The following is a 23,424-nucleotide window of genomic DNA, read 5'->3' as shown; positions in this document are numbered from 1 at the left end:
TGGATCAGCCCTCCAGGCCCAGGCCGCGGGCGATGAGCATGCGCTGCACCTCGGAGGTGCCCTCGCCGATCTCCAGGATCTTGGCATCGCGGTAGAAGCGGGCCACCGGGTACTCCTCCATGAACCCGTTGCCACCGAAGACCTGGGTGGCGATGCGGGTGGCCGTCACGGCGGCCTCGGTGGAGTAGAGCTTGGCGATGGAGGCGGCCTTCTTGACCTCCTGCATCGAGCGACGGCCGGCCTCCTGCTCGTCCTTCAGCCACGCGGCCTTGTAGGTGAGCACGCGGGCGGCCTCGACCATCACCTGCAGGTCGGCGATCTGGAAGGAGACGCCCTGGTAGGCGCCGATCGGCTTGCCGAAGGCGGTGCGGGTCTTGGCGTACTGCGTGGTCTGCTCCAGGCACGCCTGCGCCAGGCCGACGGCGAGCGCCGAGATGGCGATGCGGCCGTCGTCGAGGGTCTTGAGGAACTGCTTGTAGCCCTCGCCGACGCCGCCGAGCAGGTTGGACTCGGGCACGCGGCAGTTCTCGAAGGTCAGGCCGTGCGTGTCCGAGATGTGCCAGCCGAGCTTGCGGTATGCCGGCTCGACCGTGAACCCGGGGGTGCCCGAGGGCACGATGATGGCACTGATCTCCGGCTTGCCGTTCTCCCGGGTGCCGGTGCGCGCGGTGACCGTGACGCAGCTGGTGATGTCCGTGCCCGAGTTGGTGATGAACGACTTGGCGCCGTTGACGACCCACTCGCCGTTCTCGAGGCTGGCCTTGGTGCGGGTGCCGCTGGCGTCCGACCCCGCATCGGGCTCGGTGAGGCCGAAGCCGGCCAGCGCGTTGCCGGCCACCAGGTCGGGCAGCCACTTCTGCTTCTGCTCGTCGTTGCCATAGGTAAGGATCGGGTTGATGCCCAGGCCCACCCCGGCCGAGAGCGTGATACCGATGGACTGGTCCACCCGGCCCAGCTCCTCGATGGCCAGGCACAGGTACGTGAACGCACCCTCCTCGGCCATGCCGGCGCCGCCGTACTCCTCCGGGACGACGAGCCCGAACAGGCCCAGCTCGCCCATCTTGGGGATCAGCTCGGTCGGGAAGTAGGACTCCGCGTCCCACTTCTCCACGTGCGGGGCCACCTCCGTCTCGGCGAACTGGCGGACGACCTGGCGGAAGTCCTCGTGGTCCTTGGTCAGCTCGAACATGCGCAGGCCTTTCGTGACGGCAGTGGTCTGTAGGACCCGTCTGACGCTCCGGCGGGCCATCGGGCCCGGCAGCCGGCGTCGGTGGTGCGGGTCACACCACGTCAGAGCATAGGTGCTCCGGCGGGTGGTACGACGCCGCCCCGTCTCACTCCTGCGCGTCGAGGAAGGCGTCGGTCTCCGCGCGGTCGGGGGCCGTGTCCGGCCCGGGTCGCGTCACCGTGATGGCCGATGCGGCGTTGCCCCGCCGGCAGGCCGTCACCCAGTCCACCCCTCGGAGCCGCTCGGCGACCATCGCCCCGCAATGGGTGTCCCCGGCCCCGTTGGTGTCCACCGCCTCCTGCGGGAAGCCGGGGACATCCACCGGCTCGCCGGCTCGCCCGCCCTCGACGGCGACGACCGCACACCCCTTCTCCCCGTCGCGGACGACGACCGCCTCGACGGGCGCTGAGGCATCGATGAGGTGGGCGGCCACCGCGGCGGCCGCCCCCCCCATCGAGGGGTGGTGCTCACCGGTCAGGGCACGGGCCTCGGCGAGGTTGGAGGTCCACTGGGTGGTCGCCGCCACCACGGCGCGCCGGTCCCGCTCGGCCAGCCCCGCGAAGACGGCACCGGGGTCCACGCACACGTCGACCCCCTCAGGCAGGGCGGCGAGGAAGTCGAGCAGCGGCTGCCGCGTGGGGTCCAACAGGGTGTAGCCCGAGACGCAGACGACGTCCCCGGGCACCGGCGCAGCAGTAGCCAGCGAGGCTGCGGTGATGACGCGTTCCGCCCCCTGGGTGGTGATGAAGGTGCGCTCGGCCTCGTTGTCGACCAGCACCACGCAGGTGCCGGTGTCCGCGTCCTCGACAGTCGGGGCGCTGGCCACCACCCCTGCGGCCGCGAGCGCCTCGCGCACCAGGTCACCCCGCCAGCCGGTGCCGATCGAGCCGGCGTGCACCGCCTGGGCCCCCTGCCGGCGGGCGGCCACCAGGGTGGTCACGGCTCCCCCGGCGTACTGCGCCGCCGAGCACGCCATGACGTTGCCGCCGAGCTCGGGCAGGGCGGGGACGTGGAAGACCTCGTCCACCAGCGCCTGAGCGGTGTGGATGATGCGGGGCTGCTGGACGCTCTGCATGGGGTACAGCGTGCATCACCCCGGGCCCGAGCCGCGGCGGACTCATTCCACCGCGCCACAGCACGGTGGAGTGAGTCCTGCCCGGAGCGGGCCGTGGCGGGCATCACGTTAGAGTGCCCCGCATGGCTCCTGTGACCTCCGTGCTGATCGCCAACCGTGGCGAGATCGCCGTCCGTATCGCCCGCGCCTGCGCTGACGCGGGCATCCGTTCCATCGCCGTCTACGCCGACGCCGACCGCGACGCCCTCCACACCAAGGTGGCCGACGAGGCCTACTCGATCGGGGGCAACACCCCCGGCGAGTCCTACCTGGTGGTGGAGAAGCTCCTCCAGGTGGCCAAGGAGGCCGGCGCCGACGCCGTGCACCCCGGCTACGGCTTCCTCTCGGAGAACGCCGACTTCGCCCAGGCCGTCATGGACGCCGGGCTCACCTGGATCGGCCCGCCGCCGTCCGCCATCGACTCCCTCGGCGACAAGGTCAAGGCCCGCCACATTGCCGATGCGGCGAACGCGCCCCTGGTGCCGGGCACCAAGGACCCGGTCGAGTCCGCCGACGAGGTGCTCGCCTTCGCCGACGAGCACGGCCTGCCGGTCGCCATCAAGGCGGCCTACGGCGGTGGCGGCCGCGGCCTGAAGGTCGCCCGCACCCGCGAGGAGATCCCTGAGCTGTACGACTCGGCGGTCCGCGAGGCCGTCGCCGCCTTCGGGCGCGGCGAGTGCTTCGTCGAGCGCTTCCTCGACTCCCCGCGCCACGTCGAGACCCAGTGCCTGGCCGACCAGCACGGCAACGTCGTGGTGGTCTCCACCCGTGACTGCTCGCTGCAGCGCCGCAACCAGAAGCTCGTGGAGGAGGCCCCGGCCCCCTTCGTGACCCCGGAGCAGGACGCCGAGCTGCGCCGCGCCTCCAAGGACATCCTCAAGGCCGCCGGCTACGTGGGCGCCGGCACCTGCGAGTACCTCATCGGCACCGACGGCACCATCAGCTTCCTCGAGGTCAACACCCGCCTGCAGGTGGAGCACCCCGTGACCGAGGAGGTCACCGGCATCGACCTGGTGCGCGAGCAGTTCCGCATCGCCGCCGGCGAGGAGCTGGGCTACGACGACCCCGAGGTGCGCGGTCACTCCATCGAGTTCCGCATCAACTCCGAGGACGCGGGCCTGAACTTCATGCCGTCGCCCGGCACCGCCTCCACCTTCCGTCCCCCGCTGGGCCCCGGCGTCCGCGTGGACTCCGGCATGGTGGAGGGCGATGCGGTGGCCGGCGCCTTCGACTCGATGCTCGCGAAGCTGATCGTCACCGGCCGCACCCGCACCGAGGCCATCGAGCGCTCCCGCCGCGCGCTGGACGAGTTCGTCGTCGACGGCATGCCCACCGTGCTGCCCTTCCACCGTGCCGTGGTGCGCGACGAGGCCTTCGCCCCGTCCGACCCCGACCAGGCCTTCAGCGTGCACACCCGCTGGATCGAGACCGAGTTCGACAACACCATCGAGCCCTACGCCGGCCAGACCGCCGAGGCCGAGGAGAAGGCCCCGCGCCAGGAGATCCTGGTCGAGGTCAACGGCCGCCGCATGGCCGTCAGTCTGCCGGGCGACCTCGCGCTCGGGGGCGGTGGTGCCGCTGGTGGCGGTGCACGCAAGAAGGCCCCGAAGCGCTCCCGCGGTGGTGGCGGCGCGGCCGCGGCCTCCGGCGACGCGGTGACCGCCCCCATGCAGGGCACCATCGTGAAGGTGGCCGTCGAGGAGGGCGCGACCGTGGCCGAGGGCGACCAGGTCGTCGTGCTCGAGGCCATGAAGATGGAGCAGCCCATCAAGGCCCACAAGGCCGGTGTGGTCACCGGGCTGAAGGCCGCCGTGGGCGAGACCGTCAACAACGGTGGCGTGATCTGCGAGATCAAGGACGCACCCGCCGAGTGAGCTGAGCTCGCACGCAGCGTGACTGAGAGGAGCCCGGCGACTGGCCGGGCTCCTCTCAGTTCGACCAGGGCACGCTCACCCTGGAGCGCCCCGGGGGGGCTGATCAGTCCACGTCGCGCGAGTGCAGGCGACGTGCGGCCTCGGCGATGGTCCCCGACATCGAGGGGTACACCGTGGAGGTGCTGGTGAGCTGGTCCACAGTCAGGCGGTTCTGCACGGCCAGCGCCACCGGGTAGATGAGCTCCGAGGCCTGCGGGGCCACGACCACTCCCCCGACGATGACGTCCGACCCCTGGGTGGTGAACAGCTTCACAAAGCCGTGGCGCAGGTTGCGCATCTTCGCCCGCGGGTTGGCCGACAGCGGCAGCATGATCTCGTTGACGCCCACCGCACCCTCGCGCTGCTCCTTGGCGCCGAAGCCCACGGTCGCGATCTCGGGGTCGGTGAAGATGTTGGAGCTCACGCCGCCCAGGCGCAGCGGGGCCACCGCATCACCGAGGGCGTGGCTCATGGCGATGCGCCCCTGCATCGCGGCCACCGAGGCCAGCGGCAGGACGGCGGTGCAGTCACCGGCGGCGTAGATGCCACGGGCAGAGGTGCGGGAGACCTTGTCCACCAGGATGTGGCCGGACTCCGAGGTCTGTACCCCGGCCTCCGCCAGACCCAGATCTTCGGTGTTCGGCACCGAGCCGACGGCCATGATGCAGTGCGAGCCGGTGACGGTGCGCCCGTCGGTGAGCGTCACCAGCACCTCGTCCCCCTGGCGCTCCACGGTGTCGGCGCGGGCACCGTTCATCACCTGCATGCCGCGCTCGCGGAAGACGGTCTCCAACACCTCGGCGGCCTCGGCGTCCTCCCCCGGCAGGACGCGGTCGCGGGAGGAGACCAGCACGACCTCGCACCCCAGCCCGAGGTAGGCGTGCGCGAGCTCGGCACCGGTGACACCGGAACCGACCACCACGACCTTGCTGGGCAGCTCGGTGAGCTCCCACACCTGCTGCCAGGTGAGGATGCGCTCGCCGTCCGGCCGAGCCGTGGGCAGCACGCGCGGGGACGCCCCGGTGGCCAGCAGCACCGTGTCGGCCCGCAGCGGCTCGCGCGAGCCGTCGGCGCGCTCGACCTCCACGTAGTCCCGCCCCAGCAGCCGACCCCGCCCCTCGATGACGGTGACGCCCGCCTCGCTCAGGGAGCTCGCGATGTCCGAGGACTGGGCCGCCGCGAGCTCCATGACGCGCCGGTTGGCCGCTGCGAGGTCGATGTGGGCCTCCACGCCGTGCCGCACCGGGTCCTTGGTGGTGGGGTTCCCGTCGTCCTCGGAGAACTCCACCCCCATCCGGTCGGCGTACTCGAAGCGCTGCCGGAACTCCGCCGTCGCGATGAGGGCCTTCGAGGGCACGCAGTCGGTGAGCACCGAGGCGCCGCCCACGCCGGTGTCCTCCACCAGGGTGACCTGCGCGCCGGCCGCGGCGGCGGTGAGAGCGGCCTCGTAGCCACCGGGGCCGCCGCCGATGATGATGACCTCAGGAGCGTTGTCGAGCATGGCCCCATCCAACCACTGCAGGTGGCCGCCGAGTCGATAGGCTGCGCACGTGCTGACCCCCGAGACGACCAGCCCCTTCAACGACCCCGCGACCGACCCCCGCGAGGTGGCCCGACAGGCCGCAGCGGACATCGCCCGGCTCTCGGGCGTCGAGCGCCACGACATCGCCCTCACACTGGGCTCCGGATGGGGCTCCGCGGCCGACCTGCTGGGCGAGCCCGTGGCGTCCTTCGACCAGTCCGAGGTCACCGGGTTCCCGCCGCCGGCGGTCCACGGCCACTCCAGCGTCATGCGCTCCTTCGCGGTGGACGGCCACGACGGCCGCACCCGCGACGTGCTGGTGTTCGGCAGCCGGACCCACTTCTACGAGGGCCACGGCGTGCGCCCGGTGGTCCACACCGTCCGCACGGCCGCTGCCACCGGCTGCGACACGATGGTGCTCACCAACGGCTGCGGCGGCCTGAACCCCGACTGGGCCCCCGGCACCCCGGTGCTGATCTCCGACCACATCAACCTCACCGCTCACTCCCCGCTGGAGGGCGCCACCTTCGTGGACCTCACCGACCTCTACACCCCGCACCTGCGGCAGGTCGCGCGCACCGTGGACCCCTCGCTGGAGGAGGGCGTGTACGTGCAGTTCCGCGGGCCGCACTACGAGACCCCGGCCGAGGTGCGCATGGCCAAGGCGATCGGTGGCGACCTGGTGGGCATGTCCACCACGCTGGAGGCCATCGCCGCCCGCGAGGCCGGCATGTCGGTGCTGGGTCTGTCGCTGGTCACCAATGCCGCCGCCGGCATCAGCGAGAACCCCCTGAGCCACGACGAGGTCATCGAGGCCGGTCAGGCCGCCTCGGCCCGATGCGGGGAGCTGCTCGCCGGCATCGTCCCCCGCCTGTGACCCCGCCCCCCTGACGTCCTCACCCACTCACCTCACTCCCCACCAGCACCACCGGGCACCCCCACCGCCCGCCACCGAACGGAGACCATCGTGGAGCCAACCCCCGCCCCGCAGGACCTGCTGGACCGTGCCCGGACCTGGCTGGACGACGACCCCGACGAGGTGACCCGGACCGAGCTGCAGGGGGTGCTGGACGCCCTGACCGGCGAGGACGCCGACCACGCCGACCTCACCGACCGCTTCTCGGGGCTGCTCGAGTTCGGCACCGCCGGGCTGCGGGGCCAGATCGGCGCTGGGCCCAACCGCATGAACCGGTCCGTCGTCATCCGCGCCGCCGCCGGCCTGGTGCGCTGGCTGCAGCAGCGAGAGGACGACCCGGTGGCCGCCCCCACCGTGGTGATCGGCTACGACGCGCGGCACCGCAGCCACGACTTCGCGCTGGACACCGCGGCCGTCGTCGTGGGGGCCGGCGGCAACGCCATCGTGCTGCCCGAGGCGCTGCCCACCCCCGTGCTGGCCTTCGCCATCCGCCACACCGGCGCCGATGCGGGCGTCATGGTGACCGCCTCCCACAACCCGCCGCAGGACAAAGGCTACAAGGTGTACCTGGGCGACGGCAGCCAGATCGTCTCCCCGGTGGACGCGCAGATCGCCGAGCACATCCGGGCGGTGGAGTCGGTGGCCTCGGTGCCGCGGGCGGAGTCCGGCTGGCTCACGGCCACCGACGACGTGCGCGAGGCCTACCTGAAGGCCGCCGTGAGCGTGGTGGACCCGGCCGGCCCCAAGCAACTGTCGGTGGTGCACACCTCTCTGCACGGCGTGGGCAACGACCTGGTGGTGCAGGCCTTCGAGCAGGCGGGCTTCTCCAGCCCCAAGACCGTCGGCTCCCAGGCCACCCCCGACCCGAACTTCCCGACCGTCGACTTCCCGAACCCCGAGGAGGCCGGCGCCATGGACGAGGCGCTGGCGCTGGCCGCCCGCGTGCAGCCGGACATCGTCCTGGCCAACGACCCGGACGCGGACCGCTGCGCCGTGGCGGTCCCCGACCCGGACGCCATCACACCCCAGGACCCGGTGGGCTGGCGGATGCTCCGCGGTGACGAGGTGGGCGCCCTGCTGGGGGCACACGTCCTGCGCCGCGCGGCCGAGACCGGTGGGCTTCCCGAGGGCGCCGTGTTCGCGAACTCGATCGTCAGCTCGCGGCTGCTCTCCCGGATGGCCGCCGCCGCCGGGGTGCAGCACACCGAGACCCTCACCGGCTTCAAGTGGATCGGCCGGGTGGAGAACCTCGCGTTCGGCTACGAGGAGGCCCTGGGCTACTGCGTGGACCCGCAGCACGTGAAGGACAAGGACGGCGTGAGCGCGGCCCTGATGGTGGCCGACCTCGTGGCGCGACTGCGCTCCGGCTCCCGCACGCGGACCGTGCTGGAGGTGCTGGACGACCTCGCCCTCGAACACGGCGTGCACGCCACCGACTCGTTCAGCATCCGGGTGGACGAGCTCTCCCAGATCGAGACGGTCATGGGGCGCCTGCGGCAGGACCCGCCCGCCGCGCTCGGCGGTTCACAGGTGGTCGAGGCCGACGACCTGGCCGAGGGCTGGAACGGCCTGCCGCCCACCGAGGGCCTGCGTTGGGTGCTCGCGGACGACACCCGCGTGATCGTGCGCCCCTCCGGCACCGAGCCGAAGGTGAAGGTCTACCTCGAGGTCGTGGTGCCCGTGGAGGACAGTGACCTGCCCCGCGCCAAGCACTGCGCGCGCCAGCGGCTCGCCACGGTCCGTGCGGAGATGGAGCGCCTCACGGCACTGTGAGCTGACCGGGCCCGGCGCCTGACGGCGCGGTGGGCCCCGTCAGAGGGCCCAGATCACCAGCGGGAGCAGCAGGCCCACCGCCAGCCCGGCGGCCGGCAGGGGCTCGATGCGGGTGCGGGTGGGCGTCGGGTCGGCCTCGATCACCCCATCGGTCAGGGCGTCGGCGTGAGCGTCGCGGGCGCCGCGGACGGTGCCGGCCACGTGCTGCAGGTCCTCCAGCATCTTCGCCGGCGGCGGCTCCTGCTCCCGCGGGTCCTGCCCGGTGGTGACCCGGCGGAGCAGGCCCAGCCCGGTCACGTCCGCCGAGTGGTCGACCCCCGAGGGGTCGCGGTAGGAGGAACCCACCGCCCACGCCCGGTGCATCCCGCGCTCGGACTCCACCTCCAGGCTCCACCGGGAGCCCACCCGGCGCATGCGCTGCCACGGGATCGTGGTGGTGCGCACCGGGTTCACGATGGTCAGTCCGTGGTGGTCCAGGGTGATCCGGGGCCGCCAGATGAGCACCCATGCCAGAGCGGCGCCTGCCACGGCCAGCCCGACCGTGACCCACGAGGTGGGCCGGGTGACCAGTGCCAGCACGATGAAGCACACGGCCAGCACCCAGGAGATGATCGCCAGGATGCGGGCCTTCTTGGGGTGGACGACCTGGGCGGGGCCTGACGTCCGGGCGGCATCCGTGGTGTCGGTCGGGGGCGTCGCGTCGGTCGGGTGGGACGACATCGAGGGGACTCCGTGGGGTCGGGAACGAGGGTGGGGGACGGGCCGGGGACTCCTGGCGCGCACGTAAGATCATCCCTCATGGCCGACGTTCCCCCTGCCGCACCCTCGCCGGGCCACCCGACGCCCCCGCAGCCGGGGGACGGCGCCCGGGTGCTGCTGCTCACCGGCCCCAGCGGCGCCGGCAAGACCCGCCTCGCACGGCGGCTCGGGCAGACCCACGGATGGCCCGTGGTGCCGCTGGACGACTACTACCATCCGCATGACGCCGAGGGCCTCCCGCTACGCCCCGACGGCCTGGTGGATTGGGACCACGTGGACACCTGGGACGCGGACGCGGCGGTCGCCGGCCTGCACGCCCTGGCCACCCGCGGTCGGGTGGACGTGCCCACCTACGACATCTCGAGCTCGTCGGTGGTCGGCCACCGCCTCGTCGAGCGGCACGAGGCGCCCCTCATCGTGGCCGAGGGGATCTTCGCCGCGCACCTGGTGGGCCGCCTGCAGGAGAACGGGCTGCTCGCCGCCGCGTGGTGCATCACCGCCGGCCCGTGGGTGACCTTCTCGCGCCGTCTGGCCCGGGACCTGGCCGAGCGCCGCAAGCCTCCGGCGGTGCTCTGGGAGCGCGGCAACCGCCTGCGCCGCACGGAGCCGGAGTTCGTCGCCCAGCAGCGCACCCTGGGCGCGCGCGTCATGTCACCCCGGGCCGGGGAGCGCACGGCGGCCGTGCGGTGGGGCGCCGGTCGCGACGCCTGACGGCAGTAGGCTGGGGCGCATGACTGCACGCTTCGCACCCGGTACCGAGCTCACCCTGCAGCAGGTCGCCGACCTGTTCGACCACGCCCTGCTCAAGCCCGAGCTGACCACCGACGACGTGCGCTCCGGCGTCGCCGAGGTGGCGGCCCTCAACGCGTTCAGCGTGTGCGTGCGCCCCAGCGACATCACCCTGGCCGTCGAGGCGATCGCGGCCACCACCGCGCAGGGGGCCGGCGAGGGCGACGGACAGCCCAGCCGCACCACCGTGTGCACCGTCATCGGTTTCCCCCACGGCACCACCTCCACGGCGGCCAAGGTCGCCGAGGCCGAGCAGGCCGTGGCCGACGGCGCCACCGAGCTGGACATGGTGCTCAACATCGGTCGCCTGCGCAGCGGCCAGGTCGATGCGGTGCGTGAGGACATCGCGGCCGTCGTCGAGGCCGGGCACGCCCACGACGTGCCGGTGAAGGTGATCTTCGAGACCGCTCTGCTGGACGACGCGCAGAAGGAGGCTGCCTGCCGCGCCAGCGCGGAGGCCGGCGCGGACTTCGTGAAGACCTCCACCGGGTTCGCCGGTGGTGGCGCGACGCTCCCCGACGTGCGCCTGATGCGCGCGAACTCCCCTGAGACGGTCCAGGTGAAGGCCTCCGGCGGCGTGCGCGACGTGGACACCCTGCTGGCGATGCTGGCCGAGGGCGTCACCCGCATCGGCACCAGCTCGACCTCCGCCCTGCTGGCCGAGGCCCGCGAGCGCTTGGCCGCCGGCACCCTGGTCGTGCCCGAGCCCGCGGACACCCTGGACACCCCGGAGCGCGACTCGCTCTACTGAGCAGCCCCGCACGACGACGGCGCCCCGGGGAGTACCCGGGGCGCCGTCGTCATCCACCTGGCCTACCGCTCAGGCCGTGATGCGGTCGATCACCAGTGTGCGCTCGAAGGGCTCGGCGCCGGTGTCGATCGTCACCGCGCCGGCGAGGGTCTCCACCCCGCGCTGCAGGCGCTCCGACGTCTCGGTGTAGCAGGTGAACAGCACCTGCCCGGCCTCCACGCGCTCCCCGACGCCCGCGTGCCAGCGCACCCCGGCACCGGCCTGCACCGGGTCCTCCTTGCGGGCACGGCCCGCACCCAGGCGCCACGCGGCGACACCCACCTTGTAGGCGTCCATCTCCGTGATGACGCCACCGGCCTCGGCCGTGACCTCGGCGGTGTGCTCCCCCAGAGCCAGCTCGGCCTCGGGGTCCCCACCCTGGGCGGCGATCATCTGCTTCCACACCTGAAGCGCCTTGCCGGAGTCCAGCACCTCGGCGACGTCCACCGCATCGGCCCCCTCGATGCCGGAGGCCAGCACCATCTCGCGGGCCAGGGCGATCGTCAGCTCGCGCACGTCCGCCGGTCCCCCGCCGGAGAGGACCTCGACGGACTCGATGACCTCGAGGCCGTTGCCCGCCGTCCGGCCCAGCGGGGCAGACATGTCGGTGAGCAGCGCGACGGTGGTGACACCGGCGGCATCGCCCAGGGCCACCATACGCTCGGCCAGGGCCCGGGCGTCTGCCTCGGTCTTCATGAACGCGCCGGAGCCCACCTTCACGTCGAGCACCAGCGCGCCGGTGCCCTCGGCGATCTTCTTGGACATGATCGAGCTGGCGATGAGGGGCAGCGCCTCGACCGTGCCGGTCACGTCGCGCAGGGCGTAGAGCTTCTTGTCCGCGGGGGCCAGCCCGGCGCCCGCGGCACAGATGACGGCCCCGACCTCCTCGAGCTGCTGCATCATCGCCTCGTTGGTCAGGTCGGCCTGCCAGCCGGGGATGGCCTCGAGCTTGTCCAGGGTGCCGCCGGTGTGGCCCAGCCCGCGTCCGGAGAGCTGCGGGACCGCGACCCCGCAGGCCGCCACCAGGGGGGCCAGCGGGAGGGTGATCTTGTCGCCAACACCCCCGGTCGAGTGCTTGTCCGCGGTGGGGCGCGACAGGGTGGAGAAGTCCATCCGCTCCCCCGATGCGATCATGGCGGAGGTCCAGCGGGAGATCTCGTCGGGCTCCATGCCGTTGAGGTAGATGGCCATGGCCAGGGCCGACATCTGCTCGTCGGCGACGTCCCCCCGGGTGTAGGCGTCGATCACCCAGTCGATCTGCTCGTCGGAGAGGCGCTCTCCGTCGCGCTTGGTGCGGATGATGTCCACGGCGTCGTGCTGCGTTCCGGTCATGGGACCCATGGTTCCACGGGCCGCCCCGGCACCCCATGGCAGGCGGCACGCTGTGGGGGCGCAAAAGTAGTAGCGTCCTGATCTGCGGTTTTGTGCGGTTCTAGTGTACCGCAGGGCGGGGAAAGTCCGGCCAGGATGCTACATCTCGCCTGCCGTCACCATTGCCTCCTGCAAGAGTCAGTACGTCTGGCTCACTGGTTGATCCTCATCTCCCCGGACGCTGTGGGCCGCAGGACGAGATGTTCTGCGAGTTCTCGGGCGGAAGTGAGCAAGGCCGTTTCGTCGTCGATGCCACGGTGCGCGATGGCTCCTTCCAACAGCAGGAACAGATGCGCCGCCATTGTCTCGGGATCATCGACGTTCAGGCAGTCGGCGCGGACGAGTTCCGCCAGGCGGTCGCGCACGGCCTGTTTGTGCGCCCGCACCACTTGATAGGCGGGATGCTCGGCGGCCAGTTCACCGGCGGCGTTGAGGAACCCGCACCCGCGATCAGACGCCCATTCATCATCGGCGTATGCGTCGAACACGGCTAGCACTCGCGGCGAAGGAGTGTCCGTGATGCGTCGTTCGAGGAGCTCCCACCACCTCTGGTGGCGAGACTGCAAGTAGACCGCGACGAGAGCATCCTTCGAGCCAAATCGGTCGTAGAGAGTGCGTTTGGTGATACCCGACTCGCGGGCGATGGTGTCGACCCCGACGGCATGGATGCCCCGCCGGTAGAACAACTCGGAGGCGACCTCCACGATCCGCTGCGCACCAGGGGTCAGCTCCGGCACCTGCAGCCCCACCGCAGCTTCTGCTGTCGTCATCGTTGCACCTCCACAGATTGACTTCACAGATCAGTATGGGCTGACCCCGTTTCGTGGGTCCAGTCGTTATGAGAGTCGTCCTGTTGCCCGCGGTCGCGGGCAGGGAGACTGGTCAGATCATGACGAACAGCAGGAAGCGTCACACCCCGGAGCAGGTCGTCCGTAAGCTCGGGCAGGCCGACAGGATGCTCACCGATGGTCAGGACGTCGCGGCGGTGTGCCGGGAGCTGGGGGTGTCCGAGCAGACGTACTACCGGTGGCGGAACCAGTACGGCGGCCTCAAGGCCGACGACGCAAAGCGCCTGAAGGAGTTGGAGAAGCAGAACGCGACCCTGAAGCGTCTGCTCGCGGAAGCGGAGCTGGAGAAGGCCGCGCTCAAGGAGCTGGCTGAGGGAAACTTCTAAGCCCGGACAGGCGCCGCGCCGCCGTCGATCACCTCAAGCGCAAGTTGCGGGTGAGCGAACGGATGGCGTGCCGTCTGGTCGGGCTGAGCCGCTCCGCGTACCGGCGACCGCTCAAGGGCGACACGGTCACGGACCCGGATCGGGCGCTCAGGGAGTGGCTGCGCGCCTGGGCGAAGGACCATCCCCGCTACGGGTATCGGCGGGCGTATCACGACGCCCGCGCCGAGGGGTGGGTGGTGAACCACAAGAAGATCCAACGCCTGTGGCGTGACGAAGGGCTCCGGGTCCCGCAGCGGCGTCGACGCAAGCGCGTCGGGTCCTCGACCGTCGACGCGCCGACGGCGGACGCGCCGAACGTGGTGTGGGCGGTGGACTTCCAGTTCGACGCCGACGAGCACGGACGACCGATCAAGATCTGCTCGATCGTCGACGAACACACCCGGGAGTGCATCGGCGGCCTCGTGGAGCGCTCGATTACCGCCGACCGACTCACCGCCCACCTCGAGGACCTCGTCGCCGCCCGGGGCGCCCCGGCGGTGCTCAGGTCGGACAACGGGCCGGAGTTCATCAGCGAGGCGATGGCCGACTGGGCCGGCACCCGCACCGGCCTGTCCTACATCCCTCCGGGCTCGCCGTGGCGCAACGGGTACGTCGAGTCGTTCAACAGCCGGATCCGCGACGAGTGCCTCAACATCAACAGCTTCTACTCGCTGCTGCACGCACAGGTCATCATCGGCGACTGGAAGGACGAGTACAACCACCACCGCCGGCACTCCTCGCTCGGCTACCTAACCCCAGCCGAGTACGCTCGGCAGTGCACCCATCAAATGGAAACCGACGACTCACAGAACGTCCGGACCGAATGAAGGGGGCGGCTCAAGTATACCTAGGCTCAATGATAAGTTCACAGGTCTGTGAAGTGAGGGAGAGGATGAGTCACCAAGCGATGGACACCGAGGCACGCGAGTTGGGGGTGCTGAGCAGGCGTGAGGTGCTCTGGCTGACCGGGGCGGGATTGTCGCTAATCGCGGTCTGCTACGGGCTGGCCCGGTTCGCCTATGGCCTGTTCGTGCCGGTCTTCCGCGCTGAGTTCGACCTCGATGCGGCGACGGCAGGGGCGATCGCCTCGGGTTCGTACGCCGCTTACTGCGTCGCCATCATCATCTCGACTGTGCTCACCCCACGATTCGGCGGCCGGGCCGTGGCGGTCACCGCCGGTGTCGTCGCTACCGCGGGAACACTCATGATCGCGGCCGCACCCAACACGATCGTGCTGGCAGTCGGCGTGCTGTTGGCAGGGTCGAGCACCGGGGTCGCCTCGCCGCCGTTGGCTCATGCCGTCGCGCACACCGTGACGGCAACGCGGCGGAACCGGGTGCAGACGATCATCAATGCCGGTACCGGCCTCGGGGTCGCAATCGCTGGCCCTATCGCCTTGCTGACGCATGAGCACTGGCGCACCGCTTGGCTGGTGTTTTCAGCCTTGTGCGCTGTGGTCACGATCTGGGCAGCGTTATGTGTGCCGGTCGCCTCCGCGCAGGATCGACGCACGGGCGGAATACGGCAGGTGCTCCCGCGCCCCTTGCTCCCCGAGGGGAGCGTCCGGATGGCGATGGCTGCCGCGACGATGGGCATCGCCAGCGCGGCGGTATGGACGTTCGGGCGCGACATCCTCGTCAGCGAGGGGCAGATGAGCGAGCAGGCCTCAACGATCGCGTGGATCATCCTCGGCGCGTTCGGTATCGCCGGTGCAGCCACCGGAGACCTCGCGGAACGCTTCGGGGTCGCGAGGTCATGGACGACGATCATGCTCACCCTGGCCGCGGCGACCACCCTTATCGCCGTGGCACCGGGCAGTATCCCCATCGCGTGGATTGCCGCAGCCGTGTTCGGCGCGGCCTATATCGGCTTGACCGGGCTGCTCCTGATCTGGGGCACACATATCTACGCCGACACGCCCGCTGCGGGCGTAGGACTCGCGTTCCTTATCATCGCACTCGGTCAAGCAGGCGGAGCCCCTGCCATCGGTGCCATCGCAGAAGCGAGCAGCCCGCAGAGTGCGTTCCTGGGCGCGGCGTTGATCGCCGTCCTCGGATGCCTGATCCGGCCCCGAGCCGCTGAACTCGACTCAGACAACGACTGAAACAACCACCCACGTATACGACTCCGGATCGCTACTACACACATGAGGAACGCTGTGGGGCTCCAGTGCGACGTAAGGTCCGCTCTACTGCCTGCTCTCGGGCACACTCCTGTTTGATACGCAGTCGGGCTCGGTAGTCAGCCGTCACTTTCGCTGCCGATGAGGGCAAGTAGACCCGGAAAGCGTGCATCAAGGTCGTGTCTGCGCAGTGTCACCTCGCTGCGGTTGCCCCGGTCGACCTGATGCACGAGCCCGGCCTCGCGGAGCACCTTGAAGTGATGGCTGCGGGTGGACTTCGACAAGTCCAGGCCGAAACTCGTGCAGGATCGCTCGCTACCTTCCGCATCGTTCACCAGATCGCGGACGACCTGCCGCCGGTGCGGATCGGCCAGTGCTGAGAGCACGGCCCCGAGTTCGATCTCGTCCGGCTCCACGCTCTCTGTCTTACTCGTCATCGCTGCCCTCCATCTCCGCACAGCATCAAAGGTTCGACTTGCATCGTACCTCACGGGTATGCCATCCTATCCAGGTTCGTTGTGTGTCGAACCTTAGATTTGCGTCGAACCAAAGGAGTGTCCGTGCCTCGACCCAGACTATTGCTGGCAGTGATCCTGCTCGCCCAGTTCGTGATCCCACTGTCCATCTCCGGAACCGCCGTCGCGCTCCCCGCGATCGCTGGTGATCTGGGGGCAAGTCCGACACCGTTGCAGTGGGTAGTCAACGGCTTCAACGTCTCATTCGCGATCTGCACCATCGTGTGGGGCGCGTGCTCCGACCGGATCGGATACACGCGCTCGTTCCGCATCGGCATCGTCATCGCCGCCGCCGGCGGCGTCATCAGCGTGCTCGCCCCGAACATCCTCACACTGGATATCGGCCGCGTCATCGCGGGCATTGGCTCCGCCGCCGTGCTCACCGGTGCCGCCCCGATCCTCAGCCACCTGTTCAAGGGAAAAGCTAGGGCTCAGGCATTCGCACTCTTCGGCACGATCAACGGTCTCGGCCTCGCCGCTGGCCCCGCCCTGTCGGGGCTGCTCCTAGCGGCCTGGGGATGGCAGGGCATCTTCGCTGCACACACGATCGTCCTGGTCATCGCATTCATCGGTGCGGCCCGGGTTCCCCAGCTCGGGCGCGGTGCGACCTCGCTGCGGGAGATGCTGGACTTCTCCGCACTGAAAGCACCGAGATTCCTTGCCATGACGCTGGTTCCCGTGGCCGGAGCGATCGGGTTCGTCACGTTCCTGACCTACCTCCCCAGTGCACTCGGGGCCATCCACGGCCTCACCGCTGGAGTCACGGGTGCGCTGATGCTGGTGATGACCATCCCGGTGCTCATCGCCCCCGTCCTCGTCCACCGGATCATGGAGCGCACGCGCATCACGCCAACCGTGATCGTCACGGCCTCGTTCGCAAGCCTCGTCATCGGCGGCGTCGGCGTACTGCTCCTGCTGCGCCCGGACATGCCGATCGCTCTCGGTGTCGCACCGATGATCCTGCTCGGCCTGGGCTTCGGCCTACCGCTTGGATTTGTCGACGCCGAAGCCCTCGCCGCGGTGCCCGCCGAACGAGCAGGGGCAGCCTCCGGTGTCATCAACCTCTTCCGCATCGGCTCCGAGGCCATCTTCGTCGCCGCCTACGCCGCGATCCTCGCCGCCGTCATCACCACCGCTCTCCCCGGTGAGACAGGCCAACTGATCGCGTCCGGTGGCACCGGGCACCCCTGGGCCTACTACAACGGCCTCATCGCCGCAGCGGTGGCCATGATCGGCCTCGTCATCGTCCTGGGAATCGCTTTCCTCGCACTCAGCAGAGCAGCCCGCCGCACAGCAGCCTCCCCTCAGCAGGCCAGAACCGCACGATGATCTCGGCGAGTACGCCTCATGCCACGTTTGCGGGGGTGTGCTCGGTCATAGATCGGCCAAGCGGCACGAGATCAAATCTCGCCGGACGCACTTACTTTGGGTTCTTTCCGCTCGATGATTACAGTCCACGCGTCGGCCCCTCGCGCCGTAGTTCGTGGCGGTGCAAGTCATGCTCGAACGGGTCATGGAGTTGTCGTTCGCGCTGTGCCGCACGTTCTCGTGCCTGCTCTTGTGCGGCGTGCTTGGTCTCGATCAGACGGGCGGCTTCGGTGATCGGGAGGCTACGCAACTCGTCGGCCTCAGCGCGGGTCGCGGCGGCCCGGTTCTTGGCGTCGCGCGCTTGACGGTCGGGGTTGGTGGTGCGGCGCATCCCGTACCGGGCTGCCTGGGCATGCTCGGCCCCGTACTCGCTGACGAGCAACGCCGTGCGCTCCTGCCGGTGCCGCTTCCGCATTATCTCGCGGCCGGCGGTGGCCGCGTCGACGGTCTCCACGACCTCGGTCACGCGAGGGTCGGCCTCGGCGCGGGTTGCGGCGACCTGGCCTGCCCATTCCGGGAGACGATCAGGGTTCGCCGGTGTGGTGCCCCACTCGCCGCTGACATGCCCGCGCAACGACTGGGCGCGTTCGGTCGCGGCCTGGTGTTCGATGCGGGCTCTGCGCCTGCCGAACCTGCCTACGGTGGCGAGGCGGCCACGGGCGGCAGCCTCGTCTGCGACGGCATCGAGGTAGGCGGCACCATCAGTCTCGGCCTGCGTGGTCAGCGGCGTGGCGACTTCGGCACGTACCTGCTCAGAGGAGTCCTCGGCCTTGCGGAGCACAGCGGCGCTTTGGTTGTCTTCGGCCTGGTGGGTGGCGCGTTGAGCGTCGAACCTGGCTGCGGTCTGCTCCCACCGTTCCGCCGCCCGCTCCGCTTGTTCGGCTTCGTGGTCGAGGCGGGCGAGTTCTTCGGTAACCAGCCGCACCGGTCCATCTGCGACGAATCCGCGCACGGCTTCGGCGGCTTGGGCGGTGGCGTGGTCGAGGCCTCGGTCTGCCGGGTCGCGTTTCATCGCCTCAATGAACTGCGCCCGCGCATCCGCCATGTCCTCGGCCACGATGTGGAGCCGGTTGGTGTGGCGGCCTCTCGTCATGCCGACATAGACGCCTGCCGCGCTCGTTGCTTCCGACAGCGCCGTGTGCGAGCTGCTGACGGTTGCGCCTTGGACACCGTAGGCAGTCGCCGCATAGGACAGGTGCGCGTTCTCACCCACATACTCGACAGGCAAGGCAACGGTGCGGGGGTTCTTCCGTCCGCTACCGACCTCACGGGCATACACCGTGCCGTCCTCGGAGTTGACGTGCTGAACGATCCACTGCTGCCGGTTCGCCACTCCCACATCGCTGTCGTTGCGGCGCGTCTGGATGAGGTCACCTGCCCCGATGCTCAGCCCGTCGCTGCCGGTCACCGTCACGGTGTCGCTTACCTTGCCCGCCTCGACCCTCCCAGCGCGGATGCGCTCGTTCAGGGCGGTGGCCTCGTCGTTCGTCGCCACCGTAATCGCCTCACCATCACGGGCGTGGTCGGTGATGTGCTCGCGGGCCGCATCATCGTCGGCGTGGAGCGTGACGAGGTGCATGGTGGCGAGCCGGTCGAACACGTCACCGGGGCTGCTTCGGTCTCGCATCGCCAGCGTCAGCGCTGCGTACTCGGCGTCAGTGAAGCGGTGCAGTTCGCTCATGTCGTAGGTACGGCCCCTGATCTGCGCGGCCATATCGAGCACCCCGCCCCTGCCCACGGCGGGCAACTGCGCCCGGTCTCCGACCAGCGCGACCGTCGCACTGGCCTCGGCGGTGATGGTCAGGAGGGCGTGGGCGGTGTCTTGGTCGAGCATGCCCACTTCATCCACGACCACACGACCACCCCTCGACAACACGGCCTCTGGCGGTGGGCCGGTGTAGATACCACCAGTCATCGGGTCGGTATCGCCTCGGTTCAGGCGCGTCCACACTCCATCGGCGTTCCACCGCCACCCATGCGCGTACGCTAGCGCCGCAACCGAGGTTGCGGGTATCCCGAGTTCTTCCTGCGCGATCTGCGCCGCCCGCTTCGTCGGCGCAACCACCCGCGTACTTCTGCCGTGCTCGGCGGCAACCTCAATAGCGGTGCGAAGCATGGTCGTCTTCCCACTGCCTGCCGCATCCTCCACAATCACCAGCGGATCGGTTGAGGCCACGGCAGCGGCAGCAAGGGTCTGCCCCTCATCGAGCCCTGCTGCTTGTGCCGCCTCGGTCACGTCCGGCCGCTCGGGTTCCTGCTCGGGGATGCTCGCGGTGAGTTGGTCGCGGAGCGCGGTCTCGGCGGCGACCACGCCGAGGCTGGTCAAGTGGGCGACGTGCTCGGGCGTCGGTACTCCCGGCGGGAGGACGGAGAAGCAATCCTCGGTCGCAAGTCCGGTCGCAACCGCGATGAACTCCCGCAACTCCTCCGGTGCCGCCTGCACGCCTGCCTCGGTGGTGATGCGAGTGACGTGCTCCTGCACGGTGTGCCGCGTCCACGCCGATGCACCGGCGGCGCAACGATCCAGCGCACGAGACGCGACCTCCTGCACCAGCAGAGCATCCAGCGCAATCGAGAATTGCACGGCACGACGACCAAGGTTCTCGGGGTCGTATCCGGCATCGGTGAGTTCCTGCTGCCACCACTGCTCGTTCTTCAAATCAGCGGGCTTCTTGCCCGGTCGCTGGTGAGCCCAGGCGGTGCCCTGCATCCGCGCCGTCACGACCGGGCCAGGGGTCTCGCCGGGATGCTCGGTCTGCCATTCGGCTTCGAGGTGGTCAAGGTTCCGGTTGATCTGGGCTGAGCGCTTCGACATGACCGCATTGAACGGCTCCAACTCCGCCACCTCACCGCTTACGGGGTCGAGCGTGAGACCGTGGCGGCTCAACGTCTCGGCAAGTTCGGGGTGCGCGGCGATCACGGCCGTGCCCATCGCATGGATCGCGCCCTGCTGCTTGAACAACGCCGCCGTATCGAGTGCTCGCCACTTCCCGGCCGCCCAGATTCTCGTGCCGATCTGCATGTGGATGTGGCGGTGTGGATCACCCGCCCGCGAGGTCTTATGACCGATGCCGACCACCTGCATCTGCTCAATAGGAACAATCTCCCGTGCCTCACGGGGGCCGACGCGGGTCACGGAGTGCTGACCGAGCCAGCGGCGTATCTCGCCCAGCGCGTCCTGCTGCGCTTGGTCGAGGGCTTCGGAGACTTCGGGGTGGAGGGCGGCGGCGACCGACAGGCTTTTAGGGCTGTCGGTCGTCATGTCACAGAACAACGGTGATCCCTTGGTGCCCTCGGCGGGCTTGCGCGGGGTGCCCATCGGCTCGCCGGTGATCGGATCGTGCCAGTCCACCCACCCCTCGTACTCATCCGGCGACAGCGACCGGGCAGCGGTGACCTCGCCCTTGCCGTCGAACGCGACATATTCGGCGATGGCGTTGTCTGCGCGGAGGTAGTACTCGTCCGCCCCGGAGCGGTCGGCCTCGACATACCGACGTGCGGCAGCGCCGTTGCCGTGGAACGGGATCACGCCACCTTTCACGCCTGACACCGCCTCTCGCATGAGTCGTCTCATGAGAGAGGTGCGCACGCCCCACCAACGGTGGCATACGTGCATCAAATGAGACGTAGCCAGGAGCAAGGAAGCAGGGGAGCTGTGAGGCGGCGCGGCTCGATTGCTGAGGGAGAGAGTGTCGGAGGGCAGGTCGCGGCGGCCATGTCGATAAGAGCGTGCTGGTTCCGTGGACGCAAGGGCTATTTGATTCTGTAGTCAAGAGTTGTGTAAGGTGCGACGTATGGGTAGACCACGGCAGTTCAATGAGGTGGCAGTGCTCGACGCAGCGGCAGCGGAGTTCCGCGTGTATGGCTTCGCTGACACCTCGACCGAACAGCTCTGCGAGGCAACCGGCCTCCTGCGCGGGAGCCTGTACAACGCGTTCACCTCCAAGGACGAACTGTTCGTCCAGGCGTTGGAGCGCTACGCGACCACGTTCCGTGAGCGCCAGGCCGCGATCCTGACCGACGCCGACCTCAGTGGCGCTGAGCGGCTCCGTGCCGTCATGGATGCGATAATCGAGGAAGAGTACGAAGCCCGCGACCAGCCACATGGGGCCGGGTGCATGGTGGTGCACTCGATGATGACCCCGGAACTGCGCGAGCGCGACGAGCGGATTGCCCGCATCCTCGATAGAGACCTGAGCGAGCGGAAGAGCCTGCTCGAGGGTGCGATCCTGGCAGGAAGGCTCGACGGCAGCATCCCCACCGACGCAGACCCTGGAGAGGGAGCAATGCTGTTCGTCACGGTGGTCAACGGCTTGCGCGTCATGGGGCAGGTCGGAGTGGCACCGCAGGTGCTACGGCGTATCGCCCTGGCGGGCATCGCAACCCTGATCGCCTAAGCACCCCGGCTCGCGCGGGGTGCTTTCACTTGTCCACGTTTTTGATGGTGAAGTAAAGAAAGGATGCTCGTGAAGCGACATCTCTACCTGCTCATGGCGACGCTGCTGGTGGTGACGATGAGCGAGCTGCAGACCGCCGGGATGATGCCCTACATGGCCGCCGACCTCGGCGTGAACACTGGCACCATCGGCCTGCTCGTCTCGGTCTACGCGCTCGGCATGGCAATCGGCGGGCCAATGGTTGCGATCGGACTGCGCCGGATGCCTCCGCGCCGCGCACTGTGCCTCGTGGTCGGAACATATGCGGTTTTCGAGATCGCGGCCCCGCTGGTGCACGAATTCTGGTGGCTCGCCCTCATCCGCGTGCTCACCGGCTGCTTGGCCGGGGCGATGTTCGGGCTGTGCATCTCGTTCGGTGCCCGCCTCGCACCGAGCCCAGAGCGGATCGGGCAGAACGTCGCAATCGTCATGAGCGGTCTCATGGTCGGCACCGTCGTCGGCCTGCCCGTGTCACACTTCATTGCCGAGCAGTGGAACTGGCAGACCAGCTTCATCCTGCTGGGTGGTGCGGCACTCGTGGTCTGCCTAATCGACCGCATCGGGCTACCCGACGTCGAACCAGCGTCGGCGGAGTCGTCCACCCAGGACGCGCGGGCACTTCGCAATCCCGCGCTGTGGGCGCGGTATCTGGTGAGCCTGCTGACAATCGGTGCGACCTACGGCGCGTTCTCCTACTTCACCCCACTGCTAGAGCAGAACGCGGGTTTCTCCGCCGGAGCGACGACGCTGATCCTGCTCGCCTACGGCGTCTGCGCCGTGATCGGGAACCTCGTCGTCGGCAGGTTCGCTGACAAACACGCCATCGCCGTCCTCCGCCTCGGACACGGCCTCGTGCTCCTCGCACTGGTGATACTGGGCCTGTTCAACCACATCCCGGCAGTCACACTGCCGTTCGTGCTGGTGATCGGACTGGTCGGCGTGACCATGAACCCAGCGCTGATTACTCGGGTGGTCGAGGTTGGAGGCTCGGGCAACCTCGTCTCCACCGTGCACACCGCGGTCATCACCTCCGGCGTGATGGTGGGCACCGCGATCAGCGCCCTGACCATCAACGCGACCGGAGACGACGACCCTGCCGCCGCGATGTGGACTGGTGCGGGGCTTGCCATCCTCGCCGCTATTGTCCTTGCGGCGCAGTCGAGAACCCGGCAGATAGCGGGCGATGCGTGAGGCTCGGCGGCAACAGAGGATGGTTGGCGGGCAGGCAATCGGGCTACTTGAGCCCGACCGAGGTGGCCTCGTCGGGCGCGGCCTGCAAGAGGGTGGCGAGCAGTCCGGGAAACCGGGCTTCGAGGTCGTCGGCGCGGAGGTGGACGTAGCAGCGGGTTCCCTCGTCGCGGGTACGGGTCACACCCGCGCTGCGGAGGGTCTTCATGTGGTGGCTCAGCGTTGACTTCGACACCGGCGCATCGAGCTCGCCCCACTGCCGTTCCTGCCCGTCCGAGAGCAGCAGGACGATCCCGAGCCGCAGCGGGTCGGACACGGCCGACAGCACCCGAGTCAGCGAGATGTCGCTGACGTCGGGGTGCTTGTCCTCCGAGTGCTGGCCGCGCGACATGCCCCTCATCCTACCT

At 69.5% G+C, this 23,424-nt stretch carries 19 protein-coding genes; 10 read left to right on the top strand and 9 right to left on the bottom strand.

The window, feature by feature from the left end; translation table 11 throughout:
* Window positions 1–4: 4 nt before the first annotated feature.
* Together KSED_RS03975 and KSED_RS03970 are read right to left on the bottom strand one after the other, a co-directional pair.
* Window positions 5–1,189 (bottom strand): acyl-CoA dehydrogenase family protein, encoded by a 1,185-nt coding sequence (locus KSED_RS03975; RefSeq protein WP_012802290.1) that lies wholly within the window; start codon window positions 1,187–1,189, stop codon window positions 5–7.
* Between the two features lie 145 nt (window positions 1,190–1,334).
* Window positions 1,335–2,303 carry a PfkB family carbohydrate kinase gene (locus tag KSED_RS03970; RefSeq protein WP_012802289.1) on the bottom strand — a complete coding sequence of 323 codons (969 nt, stop codon included), beginning with the start codon at window positions 2,301–2,303 and terminating at the stop codon, window positions 1,335–1,337.
* Between the two features lie 122 nt (window positions 2,304–2,425).
* On the opposite strand from KSED_RS03970, the gene KSED_RS03965 reads away from it, so the two are divergent.
* A complete protein-coding gene (locus KSED_RS03965) occupies window positions 2,426–4,216 on the top strand; it encodes an acetyl/propionyl/methylcrotonyl-CoA carboxylase subunit alpha (RefSeq protein ID WP_041290851.1) in 1,791 nt (596 codons plus the stop codon).
* Between the two features lie 103 nt (window positions 4,217–4,319).
* Here KSED_RS03965 and KSED_RS03960 read toward each other — a convergent pair whose 3' ends face one another.
* Window positions 4,320–5,756 (bottom strand): NAD(P)H-quinone dehydrogenase, encoded by a 1,437-nt coding sequence (locus KSED_RS03960; protein ID WP_012802287.1) that lies wholly within the window; start codon window positions 5,754–5,756, stop codon window positions 4,320–4,322.
* 52 nt (window positions 5,757–5,808) lie between these two features.
* Between KSED_RS03960 and KSED_RS03955 the strand changes: the two genes are divergently transcribed.
* Window positions 5,809–6,654, top strand: a complete 846-nt coding sequence (locus KSED_RS03955; protein ID WP_041291206.1) for a purine-nucleoside phosphorylase — start codon at window positions 5,809–5,811, stop codon at window positions 6,652–6,654.
* Between the two features lie 90 nt (window positions 6,655–6,744).
* Window positions 6,745–8,466: a phospho-sugar mutase gene (locus KSED_RS03950; protein WP_012802285.1), complete on the top strand. Its 1,722-nt coding sequence runs from the start codon at window positions 6,745–6,747 to the stop codon at window positions 8,464–8,466.
* Between the two features lie 39 nt (window positions 8,467–8,505).
* Here KSED_RS03950 and KSED_RS03945 read toward each other — a convergent pair whose 3' ends face one another.
* Window positions 8,506–9,186, bottom strand: a complete 681-nt coding sequence (locus tag KSED_RS03945) for a PH domain-containing protein (RefSeq protein ID WP_012802284.1) — start codon at window positions 9,184–9,186, stop codon at window positions 8,506–8,508.
* A gap of 78 nt (window positions 9,187–9,264) precedes the next feature.
* Here KSED_RS03945 and KSED_RS03940 point away from each other — a divergent pair, with 78 nt between their 5' ends.
* Together KSED_RS03940 and deoC are read left to right on the top strand one after the other, a co-directional pair.
* Entirely contained in the window at window positions 9,265–9,936 is a 672-nt protein-coding gene (locus KSED_RS03940) for a uridine kinase family protein (RefSeq protein ID WP_012802283.1), read from the top strand.
* Between the two features lie 19 nt (window positions 9,937–9,955).
* Complete coding sequence (deoC, locus tag KSED_RS03935; RefSeq protein WP_012802282.1) at window positions 9,956–10,765, top strand: deoxyribose-phosphate aldolase; 810 nt, start codon at window positions 9,956–9,958, stop codon at window positions 10,763–10,765.
* A gap of 69 nt (window positions 10,766–10,834) precedes the next feature.
* On the opposite strand, the gene KSED_RS03930 is transcribed toward deoC, so the two are convergent.
* Together KSED_RS03930 and KSED_RS03925 are read right to left on the bottom strand one after the other, a co-directional pair.
* The gene (locus KSED_RS03930; protein ID WP_012802281.1) at window positions 10,835–12,136 is read right to left on the bottom strand and encodes a thymidine phosphorylase; all 1,302 of its coding nucleotides are present in this window, start codon (window positions 12,134–12,136) and stop codon (window positions 10,835–10,837) included.
* A gap of 191 nt (window positions 12,137–12,327) precedes the next feature.
* A complete protein-coding gene (locus tag KSED_RS03925) occupies window positions 12,328–12,945 on the bottom strand; it encodes a TetR/AcrR family transcriptional regulator (protein ID WP_049758322.1) in 618 nt (205 codons plus the stop codon).
* 119 nt (window positions 12,946–13,064) lie between these two features.
* Between KSED_RS03925 and KSED_RS03915 the strand changes: the two genes are divergently transcribed.
* Both KSED_RS03915 and KSED_RS03910 read left to right on the top strand, forming a co-directional pair.
* Window positions 13,065–14,215 (top strand): IS3 family transposase gene (locus KSED_RS03915; RefSeq protein ID WP_115306721.1). Its coding sequence is split into 2 segments (ribosomal slippage): window positions 13,065–13,335 and window positions 13,335–14,215, totalling 1,152 coding nucleotides; the frame shifts between segments, so codons are not numbered across the junction.
* 80 nt (window positions 14,216–14,295) lie between these two features.
* Window positions 14,296–15,492: an MFS transporter gene (locus KSED_RS03910; RefSeq protein WP_012802277.1), complete on the top strand. Its 1,197-nt coding sequence runs from the start codon at window positions 14,296–14,298 to the stop codon at window positions 15,490–15,492.
* Window positions 15,493–15,629: 137 nt separating this feature from the next.
* On the opposite strand, the gene KSED_RS03905 is transcribed toward KSED_RS03910, so the two are convergent.
* A complete protein-coding gene (locus KSED_RS03905; protein ID WP_237699561.1) occupies window positions 15,630–15,926 on the bottom strand; it encodes an ArsR/SmtB family transcription factor in 297 nt (98 codons plus the stop codon).
* 171 nt (window positions 15,927–16,097) lie between these two features.
* Between KSED_RS03905 and KSED_RS03900 the strand changes: the two genes are divergently transcribed.
* Complete coding sequence (locus KSED_RS03900) at window positions 16,098–17,354, top strand: MFS transporter (RefSeq protein WP_012802275.1); 1,257 nt, start codon at window positions 16,098–16,100, stop codon at window positions 17,352–17,354.
* A 118-nt stretch (window positions 17,355–17,472) separates the two neighbouring features.
* Here the strand turns inward: KSED_RS03900 and mobF are convergent, their stop codons facing one another.
* On the bottom strand, window positions 17,473–20,922 hold the full coding sequence (gene mobF, locus KSED_RS03895; RefSeq protein ID WP_237699560.1) for a MobF family relaxase: 3,450 nt from the start codon (window positions 20,920–20,922) through the stop codon (window positions 17,473–17,475).
* Window positions 20,923–21,220: 298 nt separating this feature from the next.
* On the opposite strand from mobF, the gene KSED_RS03890 reads away from it, so the two are divergent.
* Both KSED_RS03890 and KSED_RS03885 read left to right on the top strand, forming a co-directional pair.
* The gene (locus KSED_RS03890) at window positions 21,221–21,790 is read left to right on the top strand and encodes a TetR/AcrR family transcriptional regulator (RefSeq protein WP_237699559.1); all 570 of its coding nucleotides are present in this window, start codon (window positions 21,221–21,223) and stop codon (window positions 21,788–21,790) included.
* Between the two features lie 63 nt (window positions 21,791–21,853).
* On the top strand, window positions 21,854–23,020 hold the full coding sequence (locus tag KSED_RS03885) for an MFS transporter (protein WP_012802272.1): 1,167 nt from the start codon (window positions 21,854–21,856) through the stop codon (window positions 23,018–23,020).
* A 43-nt stretch (window positions 23,021–23,063) separates the two neighbouring features.
* On the opposite strand, the gene KSED_RS03880 is transcribed toward KSED_RS03885, so the two are convergent.
* Window positions 23,064–23,408, bottom strand: coding sequence for an ArsR/SmtB family transcription factor (locus KSED_RS03880; RefSeq protein WP_012802271.1), 345 nt, complete (start codon window positions 23,406–23,408; stop codon window positions 23,064–23,066).
* Between the last annotated feature and the right edge of the window lie 16 nt (window positions 23,409–23,424).

It is taken from the genome of Kytococcus sedentarius DSM 20547, from assembly GCF_000023925.1.
GTDB classification, from domain to species: Bacteria; Actinomycetota; Actinomycetes; order Actinomycetales; family Dermatophilaceae; genus Kytococcus; species Kytococcus sedentarius.
Note: the sequence above shows the minus strand (reverse complement) of the source record. Positions and strands in the feature narration are given on the sequence as shown.